Annotated in this window: 10 protein-coding genes; 2 read left to right on the top strand and 8 right to left on the bottom strand. The window is 55.4% G+C overall.

Annotated elements, in window-relative coordinates; genetic code table 11:
• Positions 1-36: 36 nt before the first annotated feature.
• The 6 genes from mdoH to SIB88_RS02605 all read right to left on the bottom strand — a co-directional run bounded on the left by mdoH (position 37) and on the right by SIB88_RS02605 (position 8,950).
• Positions 37-2,115 (bottom strand): glucans biosynthesis glucosyltransferase MdoH, encoded by a 2,079-nt coding sequence (gene mdoH / locus SIB88_RS02630; protein ID WP_412559250.1) that lies wholly within the window; start codon positions 2,113-2,115, stop codon positions 37-39.
• Between the two features lie 56 nt (positions 2,116-2,171).
• Entirely contained in the window at positions 2,172-3,947 is a 1,776-nt protein-coding gene (locus SIB88_RS02625; protein ID WP_412559249.1) for a glucan biosynthesis protein, read from the bottom strand.
• 349 nt (positions 3,948-4,296) lie between these two features.
• The gene (locus tag SIB88_RS02620; RefSeq protein WP_412559248.1) at positions 4,297-5,895 is read right to left on the bottom strand and encodes a gamma-glutamyltransferase family protein; all 1,599 of its coding nucleotides are present in this window, start codon (positions 5,893-5,895) and stop codon (positions 4,297-4,299) included.
• A gap of 23 nt (positions 5,896-5,918) precedes the next feature.
• Complete coding sequence (locus SIB88_RS02615) at positions 5,919-7,442, bottom strand: tripartite tricarboxylate transporter permease (protein ID WP_412565927.1); 1,524 nt, start codon at positions 7,440-7,442, stop codon at positions 5,919-5,921.
• Between the two features lie 15 nt (positions 7,443-7,457).
• Positions 7,458-8,009: a tripartite tricarboxylate transporter TctB family protein gene (locus tag SIB88_RS02610; RefSeq protein ID WP_412559247.1), complete on the bottom strand. Its 552-nt coding sequence runs from the start codon at positions 8,007-8,009 to the stop codon at positions 7,458-7,460.
• Positions 8,006-8,950: a tripartite tricarboxylate transporter substrate binding protein gene (locus tag SIB88_RS02605; RefSeq protein WP_101246572.1), complete on the bottom strand. Its 945-nt coding sequence runs from the start codon at positions 8,948-8,950 to the stop codon at positions 8,006-8,008. The genes SIB88_RS02610 and SIB88_RS02605 overlap by 4 nt, the downstream gene beginning before the upstream one ends.
• Positions 8,951-9,185: 235 nt before the next feature.
• On the opposite strand from SIB88_RS02605, the gene SIB88_RS02600 reads away from it, so the two are divergent.
• Both SIB88_RS02600 and SIB88_RS02595 read left to right on the top strand, forming a co-directional pair.
• The gene (locus SIB88_RS02600) at positions 9,186-10,019 is read left to right on the top strand and encodes a sulfite exporter TauE/SafE family protein (protein ID WP_114112351.1); all 834 of its coding nucleotides are present in this window, start codon (positions 9,186-9,188) and stop codon (positions 10,017-10,019) included.
• 111 nt (positions 10,020-10,130) lie between these two features.
• Entirely contained in the window at positions 10,131-10,802 is a 672-nt protein-coding gene (locus SIB88_RS02595; RefSeq protein ID WP_206926540.1) for a FadR/GntR family transcriptional regulator, read from the top strand.
• Positions 10,803-10,889: 87 nt separating this feature from the next.
• Here SIB88_RS02595 and SIB88_RS02590 read toward each other — a convergent pair whose 3' ends face one another.
• The gene (locus tag SIB88_RS02590) at positions 10,890-11,648 is read right to left on the bottom strand and encodes an aspartate/glutamate racemase family protein (protein ID WP_341653891.1); all 759 of its coding nucleotides are present in this window, start codon (positions 11,646-11,648) and stop codon (positions 10,890-10,892) included.
• On the bottom strand, positions 11,645-12,472 hold the full coding sequence (locus tag SIB88_RS02585; RefSeq protein ID WP_206926538.1) for an ABC transporter permease: 828 nt from the start codon (positions 12,470-12,472) through the stop codon (positions 11,645-11,647). Before SIB88_RS02585 ends, SIB88_RS02590 begins: the two co-directional genes overlap by 4 nt.
• Positions 12,473-12,474: the final 2 nt, after the last annotated feature.

The following is a 12,474-nucleotide window of genomic DNA, read 5'->3' as shown; positions in this document are numbered from 1 at the left end:
TTTAAAACAATTGGTTAGACAAAGCGCTTTTGAAAATCAGGACCCGTTGACATCCCGGCCCGCCATGATCTGGTCAAGCGGTTTGACCGGCCAGGACAGGATCAGGATTTTTTCATCACGTGTCAGACTTTCAATGCCCAGCCGGGCAAGCTTTTCATAGATGATGCCGATCTCGATCGTGGTCCGCGCATCGGGTTTGCGGACCGGAAGCAATGCCGAATGCAGGGCATTGGCATACGGGTCCTCGATCAGCCGCATCAGCCCATCCTTGACGTCCCCGTCAGCCAGCTCGGCACTGATCCGTGCCAGACCGCGCAGTTCTTCGGGGCTGTCATATTCTTCCGGTGTCAGGAAAAGCTTCATCCGGCGTGCGGCCTTGCCGATTGCAAGACTGCTCGAATAATGGGTCAGCCACGGCGACAGAACTAGACCAGCCAGAATCGGCGACAGCCACCAGAAGAACGCCGTATCGACAAAGACGGCAACCGCCCCCCAGACCAGACCGATGACAATGATCGTCCGATGGGTTTTAAGCGCCGCCTTGAAAGGCACACCGGCATCGTCACGTTCCTGCGCATCCCAGCCAACCTGATTGCCGGTCAAAACCGAAAACACGAACTGGGAATGCAGCATCATCATGATCGGGGCCTGCAAGGCCGAATAGATCGTTTCGAACAAGCCACTGAACAAAACCATGACCCCGCCATACTTCTTGCGGTCACGGCCCAGACACACCATCAGGATCGAGATGATTTTCGGCAAAACCAGCATCCCGATGGTAAAGATCAGCAACACCAGCATCTCGAACGACCGGTCCACCGGCCATTGCGGGAACATGGTGAAATGCCCCGGAAAGAAGCTGTAGGTCAGCTGTGTGTTTTGCAACGTCGCAATGGTCGAACTCAGCAACAGCAACAGCCAAAGCGGCGATGAGACAAAACTCATCACCCCCATAAAGAAGTGCAAACGACTAAGCGGTTTGAAACCCGGTGCGACCATCAGACGCGCATGCTGCATATTGCCCTGGCACCAGCGACGGTCACGGATGGCAAAATCGATCAGGTTGGGCGGCAATTCTTCCCAGCTGCCTTCAAGCTGCGGGATCAGCCAGCATCGCCAGCCTGCCTTGCGCATGAAGGCGGCCTCGACGAAATCATGGCTCAGGATATGGCCACCCATCGGCGGTTTGCCCGACAGAACAGGAAGCCCGCAACATTCAATGAACGCCTTGGTGCGAATGATCGCGTTATGGCCCCAATAGTTCGAACTGCCCATGCACCAGAATGACAAACCCGCCGACATGGTCGGACCATGCACACGCGAAATGAACTGCAAGATACGGGCAAACAGGGTCTGACGACCGGTCGGTTGCGGCGGACTCTGAATAATGCCGGCATCCGGATTGTTTTCCATCAGATAGGCCATATTCACCATGGCCTCGCCCGACATCACACTATCGGCATCGAAAACGATCATGTGATCGTAATTTGCCGCATAGGTTTCGCAGAATTCCTTGAGGTTGCCCGATTTGCGTTCGGTGTTTTCCGGACGACGGCGGAAGAAGATTTTCCCGCGCGCATTCAAATCCGTACAGGCCTTTGCCCATGCCAGTTCTTCGGCGATCCAGATATCGGGATCGCGGGTATCAGACAGAACAAAAAAGTCAAAGGCATCAAGCTCGCCGGTTTTGGCAAGACTTTCATAGCTGGCCCGAAGACCGGCAAAGACCCGGTTGGGATCCTCGTTATAAACCGGAATCACGACAACGTTTTTGGAACGCAGCGGTCCCTTGCGCACGATCGGTTTCAGGCGCTTTAACGTGATGGCATCAAGCTTGAGCCCGCGCAGGATCAACCCGACAATCCCGGTAAAGAACGAAAGCGAAATCCAGGCAAAGTTGATGGTAAAGAATGCCACCACCACCATTTCCATGATGGTCAGCTGATCGGCACCCAGAACATCTGTCATCAGCCATGCGGCATAGGCCGTGGCAGCAATCGACGCTCCGAACAAAAACAGACGCCGCTGACCAACACCGGGGCCACGTAACTGGACCGTCGGGTCATACTGGGTCTCTGAAATGTTTTCGTTTCTATGGTCAGACTTCTGACTCATCTGCATCTACCTGAATGTCGCATCTGTGTGAACGGCACGGTCCGGAAAATCCGGGATCAAAAAACCCACGGCATGGTCCAGGTTTCACTAAGGACCTTATCCTTGTGAAGAAGAAATACCCGAAGGTTGCTTGAACGCGCCTCGCCATCATTGACCAGATCAAAGAACACGCGCACACCGCCGTTTTCCGAATCCGGCATCACACGGATATTTTCAATCTTGCCTTCGGACGCGCTGACATCTGCCCGCATGTTTTTGGCATCGCCAATGAAATAGTCCAGATCACCACCGGCAAAGTTCAAGACAAACCGGGTACGACCGGCATCATCATCGCCCTGGGATGCGATGCGCATGATCCGCGTATCGGTCGCCTGGGCCAGATCGTGCAAACCGCCGCCATCACGGGTCGCTGTGATGCTGTATTCAATTTCCATCTCGCCACCGGCCACCGGTTTGGTTTCCGGCACCCAATAGGCAACGATATTGTCATTGGTTTCAGACGGGCTTGGAATTTCCACCAGTTCGACATGGCCCTTGCCCCAATTGCCTTTGGGGGTGACCCAGTAACCGGGCTGGCGATCAAACCGGCGTTCAAGATCCTGGTAATGATCGAAATTACGATCCCGCTGCAAAAGCCCGAAGCCGATCGGATTTTCATCGAGAAACGAGCTCATCTGTAGGTGAACCGGGTTATCAAGCGGTCGCCACAACCATTCGCCACGTCCGTTATTGATCAGAAGCCCGTCACTGGAATGAACTTCGCCACGATAATCGTCAAAGGACCTACGACGCTGTTCACCAAACAGGAACATGCCGTTCAGCGGCGCGATACCGATCTTTTCGACACCATCACGGAAAAACAGATTGGCTTTGACATCGGCCTGGCTGCGCGTGCCCGGATTGATTTCAAACCGGAAGGCACCGGTTACCCGCGCACTGTCAAGCAGGCCATAGACCGTAATCGTCTGATCGCCCTTTTTCGGCTCGACGATCCAGAATTCGCGAAATACCGGGATTTCTTCGCCAGTCGGGCCGGCAAGGTCAATGGCAAGTCCACGTGCCATCTGGCCAATCGATTGTCCTTCGCCCTGAAGACGGAAATAGGACGCACCGAGGAAGCGGGTCAGCTCATCGCTGCTGCCGACATTCGACAACGGATAGCGCAACCGGAACCCGGCATAGCCCTGGGTCGAGAAATCATTGCCCGAAAGTCCGGTCTTGCCGAAATCAAAAAGACCGGCAGAAAACGGAATGACCTGGATTTCACCGTCGCGCACCAGATTGATGGCGACCGGCACATCATACATGTTGCCCGGGTGAAACAGCTCAAGCGAGAAGTCCGAATTATCCGGATTGAAGAAGGCGCGCTGCGACTTGAAGCGGATCTGGTCATACGCATCCGAGCTCAGATTGGCCAGTGCATCGGGCAATTCACGATGCGGGTTTTCAAACGGCGCATTCGCAAGTGCACGTGCCCGTTCAATCACCATGGCCGGATCAAACATGACCGGTGCGCTGACTGCCGGTTTCTGGCTGTCTGCCTGATCGGCATTGTCGGCCTGTTCTTCGGATGTCTGTTCGGACGCGGCGGTTGCGTCATTGTCGGTCGCAGGCTGCGCGTCGGGGGTTGCCACCGGCGCAACGGGTTTGACCTGTGCCTCTGATGCGGGCGCGGGCGCAACATCCGTATTGGCGGGCTGTGCCGCTGCCGGGTCATTTGACTGTGCCTGTGCCTGTAACGGGGTGCCAAACACGACTGTTCCGGTCGCGATTGCAACCAGAAGGACATGCTTTAAAACCAGCGCCGTGCGCCGCGGAAAATGATGCGTCATGCCTCTATACGCTACCAACCATTGGATTTTTTCGATTTGTTCAGTGTGCTTGTGCACAAAAAACAGGGCAGGAATGTGTCGCCATCAGGGAAAGAATCCGCAAAACCTGACAAGGCCCCCTGCCATAACTGATCGCTTTATACCTGTCGATGGCCTGTACGAAGCGTCATTTTTGCATGGGCTATCCCCCTGAAATGCGGCACTTTCCATCTTGACAGATGACGGAAATCCCAAGGGGCCCTGTATGTTGAGTCGTCCCGGCCATGCGCAAAGAAAAAGGCCGGCCCATTACTGGGCCGACCCTGCTTTCAGATGACTGCGAATGCCGATCCGAAAATCTGTTCTTTCATCAATAGCCGACGGCACATCCGTCCTTGCGCGGGTCGGAACCGGCGACATATCCGGCCTCGGTCTTGGCAATCAACTGGGCGCCGCCAAAACCGAAATTGGTGCTGTCTGGCGTTTCGACCTTGATCGCATGGCCCTTGGCCTTAAGCGCATCAATGACCTCAAGACCAAGCGATGCTTCAACCGCAACATCAAGCCCCGACAGTGCCTGCCAGCGTGGTGCATCGACCGCAGTTTGCGGATCCTGCCCCCAAAGCTGGGTGCGCAGGGTCATTTGCAGATGCCCCTGGGCCTGCATCGGGCCACCCATCACGCCAAAGCTCATGATCGGATTGCCGGTGTCGCTCATCAGGAATGCCGGAATGATGGTCTGGAACGGACGTTTTCCACCTTTGACAAGGTTGGGATGACCGTCTTTCAGGCTGAAACCGTGACCACGGTTTTGCAGGCTGATCGAAGTCCCCGGCACCACGACACCGGAACCGAAGCCCATATAGTTCGACTGGATGAACGACACCATCATGCCGTTTTCGTCGGCTGCGGTCACATAAACCGTCCCGCCATGCTTTGGCGCACCGGCCTTGAAATCCTGTGCCTTGTTGGCATCGATCAATGCCGCACGGGATTTCAGATAATCATCCGACAGAAGATGTTCGACCGTAACATCGGTCATGTAATCAAGATCGGCGACATAGGCCCGCATATCGGCAAAGGCCAGCTTCATGGCCTCGATCTCAAGATGCAGGGCCTCGGCCGAATCGGGCTGATAATCAGTGATATTGGTATGACGCAGAATGCCCAGCGCAATCAGGGCCGAAATCCCCTGACCATTTGGCGGGATTTCATGCAGCTTCACCTTGCCGAAGCTTTGTGAAATCGTGCCGACCCAATCGGCCTTGTGATTGCCAAGGTCATCCTCGGACAAGGCAGCGCCATGTTCCTTGGCAAAAGCTGCGATCTTCGTGGCAAGCTTGCCGCGATAGAAACTTTCACCTTTGGTTTCGGCAATGTCGATCAGACTGTCGGCAGCGGCCTTGTTTACAAACAGCTCGCCCGCCTTGGGGGCCTTGCCATTCGGAAGAAACGCCTCGGCAAAGCCCGGCTGCTTGCCCAGCAATTCCCCACCCTTTTCCCAAAGGGTGGCAATGATCGGCGACACCGCAAATCCGCGCGATGCATATTCGATGGCCGGTTCAAACAGCTTTTCGAACGGCAATTTGCCAAATTTGGTGGAAATTTCCTGCCATGCGGAAACCGCACCCGGGGTGGTTACGGATTCCCAACCACGCTGGGGCATCTTGTCGGCGCCAGAAAACCGTTCGGGGTTCCAGGCCGCCGGTGCGCGACCCGATGCATTAAGCCCATGCAGTTCCTTACCATCCCAGATGATGGCATAGGCATCCGAACCAAGTCCGTTACCGGTCGGCTCAACCACAGTAAGGGCGATGGCCGACGCCAAGGCCGCATCGGCGGCATTGCCACCTGCCAGCAACATGCGCAGGCCTGCCTGTGCGGCCAATGGCTGGGATGTGGAAACCATGTTGCGCGCCAGAACCGGTGACCGGCGTGAGGCATAAAGCGCGTCATGACGAAGTTTCATAGGAGTCTCCTCAAAGCAGTGGCCTAGTCGCCATCTTGTTCATCGGTGGCAGGACGGTCTTTTCGGCGCATCTTGAGAACCGAACGGACGCTGAAAATAACAGTCAGAACAGCAGCCGCCAGCAATACAGCCGAAATCGGACGGGTAAAGAATACCGTCCAGTCCCCGTCACTCATCAATGCACGGCGCAGGTTGGTTTCGGCAATCGGTCCAAGGATCACACCCAGAACCAGCGGCGCCAAAGGATAATCGAGCGATTTCAGCCCGTATCCGACAAGCCCGATCGCACCAAGCAGATAAAGATCGGTTACCCGGTTATTGAGTGCAAAGGCCCCGATCACACAACAGATCATCACGGTCGGCACAATGAACTGTTTGGGAATGTCGGTCACCCGCAGGAACAGGCGCATCGACAGAACACAAACCACCAGCATCATCAATGATGCAACAACCATGGCAACGAACATGCCATAGGCCAGATCGGCATGATCCATGATCAGGCGCGGACCAACCGAAATGCCATGCACCATAAGGGCCGCCATCAGGATCGCATCAACCGCCGACCCCGGAATACCCAGCGCAATCATCGGGATCAAACCGCCACCGGCCGTGGCAGAGTTCCCGGCTTCAGACGCAATCACACCATTTGGCGTGCCCTTGCCAAATTCTTCCGGGGTTTTGGAGCTGCGCTTGGCCTGGTCATAGGCCAAAAGGTTGGCAATCGACCCGCCAGCACCGGGCAGTGCGCCAATAAACACACCGATCAGCGATGAGCGCACCAGATTGACCGGATGCATCAGAACTTCGCGCATCACAGCCCAGGTCTTGAATTCAATCACATCAGGGATCAGCGCACCCTTGTTGTCATTCTTGCCATGGTCCTCGACTTCGCCCATCAGCTGACTGATGGCAAAAATACCGATCAGAACAATCAGGAACGGCAAGCCCGGCATCAGAATATCAGACTCAAAGGTCAGACGCGGGCGGCCCATCATCGGGTCCGGACCGATCGTTGCCAGACCAAGACCGATGACACCGGCAATCAGGCCGCGCATCAATGAATTGCCGACCAGGCTTGCGACAATCGTCAGGGCAAACACGATCAGCGAAAAATATTCCCAGGGACCAAGCTTGACCGCAATCAGCGCAAGTGGCGGGGCTGCAACAATCAGAATGATTGTGGAAATCACCGTGCCAAAGAACGACGCCCAGACACCAAGCGACAATGCACGTCCGGGTTCGCCCCCGCGCGCCATCGGAAAGGCATCAAAAGTGGTGGCCACCGAACTTGGCGTTCCGGGAATACCAAGCAACGCTGCACTGATCAGACCGCCGGTATAACCACCGACATAAACCGACAACATCACCGAAACCCCCTGAAGCGGTTCCATGGTAAAGGTCAGCGGCAAGGTCAGAATGATGGCCATGGTCACGGTAAAACCGGGAATGGCCGCTGCAACGATCCCGGCAACGGAACCGATCAGCATGTAAATCAGGGTATCGAATGCGAAAACCTGATGGGCACCGGCAAGAAATGCATCCAACATGATCGTAAACTTCTGTTAGCCCGCGAACAGCATGCCGCGCGGGAGAAACACGTTAAAGACTTCGGCAAACAGCAGATTCAAGCCAACCGAGAAAATCAGGGCGGCGATCACGGACTGTATGACGGTCTTTTTCGAAATGCCTGCGATCATAAGCTGGCTGATCAGCAGAAAAACAAAGGTCGCCAGCGAAAAGCCGGCAAAGGGCAATGCGCCAAGATAGACAACCAGCAAGCCAAACAGCGCAAAGGATATCCGGCGGACCTTGACCCAGCTGCTCAACGCTTCGCCAAGCGCGTCAAGCTGACCGGCCTTGCGGATATCAATAATCGCCCGGATGGCTGCAATCAGGCAAAGACCTGCAAGAACGCCAAAGACCAGCTGCGGGAAAGACCCGGCACCCAGTGGTTCCCAGCGCGAGGTCGGCAATTCACCTGCCCGCAGGGACAAATAAACCGAACCAGTTCCGAAAACGATATAGGAAACCAGCCGCGCAAATTCTGTTCTTGCACGAGAAGCAGCGGGTGCCGATGCACCCGCTGCTGCTGATTTCTCAGCCCCGTTCGTCATCCTGCGAGCTTGCCGACCAGACGGTTAACCGTGTCAGACAGCTTGCCGAGATATGCCTTGTAGGCATCCTGGCCAAGGAAGACCGGCTCGGAACCGACATTCTTGATTTTCGCGCGAACGTCTTCGTTCTGCATGACTTTTTCCAGATGTGCTTCAAGCGCATCTGCAACATCCTGCGGGGTGCCTTTGGGCAGAACAACACCGCGGGTCACAGCCAGATCAAGATCATGACCAAGTTCGGCAAAGGTCCGAACATCAGGCTCATCAGCGGTACGTTCCGGCATGCCGACAGCAGCAAAGATCAGATCGCCGTTTTCAACAAACTGACCAGCCGAGGAAACATCACCGATGGCAACATCGATATTGCCGCCAACCAGGGCACGGATACGCTGACCGGTACCTTCGTAACCGACATAGGAGAACTGGATACCAAATGCGTCTTCAATCATCGCCATATGAAGGTGCGGAACACCTGCAAGGGTAACACCGGCGCGAACCGCACCCGGATGATCCTTGGCAAAGGCAACCATTTCTTCAAAGGTCGAGAAGTTCTCGTTCTTCGAGAAGGTCAGATATTGCGGCGACGACGTCACCAGCGCGATCGGCATGAAGCTGTCCCAGTTCAGGTCGGTGATGCCCGTACCATTGGAAATCAGCAGGCCTTCGTGGATCTGCGAAATGGTGTAACCATCAGCCGGACGCTTTGCGAATTCTGCCAGACCAACATTGCCGCCAACGCCCGGCATGTTGATGACCGGAACAGCCTGACCGGTTTCTTCGGCAAGACCCTGTGCGACCAGACGCATCAGCGTGTCACTGCCGCCACCCGGACCCCAGGGAACGATGAATTCAATCGGTTTTTCGGGATAGTCCTGCGCCTGTGCAGGTCCTGCAATGGCAGCCGCCATCAGACCAGCGGCAACAGCAATCTTGCGGAACATGTCAATGCCTCCTGATAAATCTACTGGATCAATTAAAACCAATTATTTTTTGGTTCGTTCATTTTGTCGACATATTGTTGTCATCGTAACTTGGCATCCGCAACCCCAAAAACGCGAAACTACGTATTTTTCGCCATATTTATGGATTTCAGGCGCAAAATCATTGCCAAATGGATAGGACTGGCGTTACTACCAATAACATATAACCGTAAAAATTGGTTTGGATTGGTTCAAGATGATTGAAATCGAAGGCACCATGAGCCTTTATCTGATCTGGGGCGCTGCAATGCTGTTTGCCGGCGTTGTCGGCGGCATTATGGCTGGCCTGCTGGGCGTGGGTGGCGGGATCGTGATTGTCCCGGTGCTCTACCATTTTCTGACCACCATGGGCGTTGATGAATCGTTGCGCATGCAGGTCGCCGTGGCCACCTCGCTCACGACAATCATTGCAACCGCGATCTCGTCGACTCGCAGCCACTATAAAAAAGGTTCGGTCGATATTGCCCTTCTCAAACACTGGGGTCCGGCAATTGTCGTCGGGGTGATTATCGGCACCGCGATTGGCGGCCTTGCCGATGGTCGCGTCCTGACCATCGTCTTTGCCGTGGTGGCAATTCTGGTTGCGGCAAACATGATGCTGGTCAAGGACCGCGAAACGGACGAGGCCAAAAACCCGCCGAAATCGGTCTGGGCGGTTCTGGGCGTCCTGGCCGGAAGCCTGTCGGCAATGATGGGAATTGGCGGGGGAACCATCTGTGTTCCGGTGCTCAATTTCCTGGGATATGACATTCGCCGTGCGGTCGGAACGGCGGCTGCGATCGGTCTGATCATCGCCCTTCCCGGGACCATCGGCTATGCGATGTCGGGGATCGGTGTTGACGGTCGTCCGCCATTTTCGATTGGCTATGTCAACGTTCTGGCGGCAGCCCTTTTGATCCCGATGACGGTTCTGTGCGCACCGATCGGGGCACGCATTGCCCACACCATACCGCGACGTGCATTGCGCATGTGTTTCGGCCTGTTTCTGGCCATCACATCATTGCGAATGTTCTATGATCTGATTAACTGATATCAGAAACAAAGACTTGCGATCCGAACCAGTCTTCTGGGAGATGGCACCACAAAAAACCGGTGCAGATTGGTTCGGATACAGGGAACGCCATAATAAAGAACAAAGACCATGAATGACCTTGTGACCAACGGATTGGCTGAAAAGCTCAAATCCGGATTTGCCCGCGGCGAATTTGTCAAAGACGGCCGTGTCATTGCCGAACGCAACCTTGCCGAACAGCTTGATGTCGGACGCAGGGCATTGCGCAAGGCACTTGATCTGCTTGAGGCAGAAGGCCTGATATGGCGCCGTCAGGGTCAGGGAACCTTTGTCGGCACGCCCCCGACACCACGCCTGCGCAAGCTTGAAGGCATCGCCACCAAAACAAGCCCGTTCGAAATCATGGAAGTCCGTCAGGAAATCGAACCGTCCATGGCACGGTTTGCGGCCCTGCGCGCATCCCAGGGCGACATTGATGCCATGCGCACCATGGTCGAAAATGCCGCACGCGCCACCACCCAGGGCGAATATGAAAAATGGGATGCGGCCTTTCATCAGAAACTGGCCGAATCGGTCAAGAACACACTGTTTCTTGCCGTGTTCGAAGCCGTAAATGCCGTTCGCCGTGACGCTGCCTGGGCCCGCATGCGCGAAAGCAGCCATTCCGACAGTCTGATCAATGATCTCAGCGCCCAGCACCGCGACATCGTCAATGCCATTGAACAGCGCGACCCCAAACGCGCCGAAGAAGCCATGCGCCGCCACCTCGCACAGGTCGAACAGGCCCTGAAACAAAGCTGACCGGCAAAATATCGGCTTTGCCCAAACATAAAAAAAGGCCCGTCACTGTGCGGGCCTTTGTTGATTGTGGCAGGCGGAAACACCCAATCAGCCTTGCGGCGCAAACCCCGCAAACACCCCGTGATAGGCCTTTGATGGCGGCACGGCATAGGCCCCGGCCTTGCTGGTGCGAATGCCCAGCATTGCCAGGGCTTCGATCATCTTGACCGCCGCACTGACCCCGTCAATCACCGGCACGCCAAGCTCCACCTGAAGACGCTGCGCAATATCGGTCATGCCCGCACAGCCCAGAACAATTGCCTCGGCATGGTCATTGGCAAGGCAAATCTCGGCCTGTTTCTTTAACGCGCCATAGGCCATGGCGGCATTTTCACCTTCGAAATCAAGGGTCCGCACACCTGCGGCACGCACCACGCATTGCGATGAAGCCCCGTATTTCGACACCAGATGTTCAAGCGGACGCACCGAAACCGGCATCGGGGTCACTATTGCAAAGCGCGATGCAACAACCGCTGCCATGCGAAGAGCTGCTTCGCACAATCCCATCACCGGGGCCGCAGTCAAACAGCGTGCCGCATCAACCCCCGTATCATCAAAACACGCCACCACATAACCACCAACCGGATCGGCAAGCTGTTCGGGCGCCGCTTCAAGATCACGAATAACTGACAACAGCCCGACACTGGCAAAGGCCTCGTCGTAATAGCCTTCGATGCTGTCCGGACCAAATTGCGGATTAAGGGCAAGCACGGCGGTACCGTCCGCCACAATCCGTTTTGCCTGATCACCGACCTTTTTGGTGAATCCCGTCGACAGGTTGGGATTGATGACAGCAATCCGGCTCATGCTTTTTGCCCCTTGCGGCGCCGAAGGATCATGACCGATCCCAAGGCAATTCCGATCACCAGGAACGAGAAACCGGTGGTTACTGTACCAAGTGCATAAAGAACCGGCGTCGTGACATTGGTTGTCATGCCATAAATCTCAAGCGGCAAGGTATTAAGCGCCCCGGCCGTCATCAAGGTGCGGGCAAATTCATCGTAAGACAGGGTAAAGGAAAACATCGCAACCCCGATCAGGCTCGGCCCCACCATTGGCAGAACCACATACTGGATCGTCTGCCAGTTGCTCGCCCCCAAATCACGTGCGGCTTCCTCGTAAGACGGATCAAACCGGTTAAACACCGCAAACATGATCAAAAGACCAAACGGGAAGGTCCATGTCAGATGCGCACCAAGGGCAGATGTAAACCATTGCGGCTGCCATTCGATGATATTGAACAGCAACCCGATCCCCAGTGAAATCAGGATCGACGGCACAATCAGGCTGGCAATCGCCAAATAGAAAATCACACTGTCCCCACGGAAGCGCTTGCGGAATGCCAGGCCGGCCATGAACGAAACCACCACAGTCACGACCATGACAATCAGGCCAAGCTTCAGTGATCGGGTAAATGATCCGCCAAAATCACCCACGGCCTGCTGTTCAAACAGATTGCCAAACCAATGGAACGAAAACCCGTTCATCGGAAAGGTCAGGCCCCCATTTTCCCCCTGGAATGACAGGATAAAGATGGTCAGCATCGGCCCGTACAGGAACAGAACGAACAGGGTGAAAAAGGCCGCAAGGATATAAAAGCTTGTCGGGCGCCGTTCACGCGTGATTGCCATGA

This window comes from Thalassospira sp. MIT121401 (genome assembly GCF_047125595.1).
In the GTDB taxonomy this organism is placed as follows: Bacteria; Pseudomonadota; Alphaproteobacteria; order Rhodospirillales; family Thalassospiraceae; genus Thalassospira; species Thalassospira povalilytica.
This window is presented reverse-complemented; position numbering and strand designations above follow the sequence as displayed.

What these genes read in the sequence shown, in the direction of transcription:
- SIB88_RS02590 (WP_341653891.1), bottom strand. Translation starts at nt 11,648, where the DNA reads ATGAGCCGGATTGCTGTCATCAATCCCAACCTGTCGACGGGATTCACC.
- SIB88_RS02595 (WP_206926540.1), top strand. Translation starts at nt 10,131, where the DNA reads ATGAATGACCTTGTGACCAACGGATTGGCTGAAAAGCTCAAATCCGGA.
- SIB88_RS02600 (WP_114112351.1), top strand. Translation starts at nt 9,186, where the DNA reads ATGATTGAAATCGAAGGCACCATGAGCCTTTATCTGATCTGGGGCGCT.
- SIB88_RS02615 (WP_412565927.1), bottom strand. Translation starts at nt 7,442, where the DNA reads ATGTTGGATGCATTTCTTGCCGGTGCCCATCAGGTTTTCGCATTCGAT.
- SIB88_RS02605 (WP_101246572.1), bottom strand. Translation starts at nt 8,950, where the DNA reads ATGTTCCGCAAGATTGCTGTTGCCGCTGGTCTGATGGCGGCTGCCATT.
- mdoH (WP_412559250.1), bottom strand. Translation starts at nt 2,115, where the DNA reads ATGAGTCAGAAGTCTGACCATAGAAACGAAAACATTTCAGAGACCCAG.
- SIB88_RS02620 (WP_412559248.1), bottom strand. Translation starts at nt 5,895, where the DNA reads ATGAAACTTCGTCATGACGCGCTTTATGCCTCACGCCGGTCACCGGTT.
- SIB88_RS02585 (WP_206926538.1), bottom strand. Translation starts at nt 12,472, where the DNA reads ATGGCAATCACGCGTGAACGGCGCCCGACAAGCTTTTATATCCTTGCG.
- SIB88_RS02610 (WP_412559247.1), bottom strand. Translation starts at nt 8,009, where the DNA reads ATGACGAACGGGGCTGAGAAATCAGCAGCAGCGGGTGCATCGGCACCC.
- SIB88_RS02625 (WP_412559249.1), bottom strand. Translation starts at nt 3,947, where the DNA reads ATGACGCATCATTTTCCGCGGCGCACGGCGCTGGTTTTAAAGCATGTC.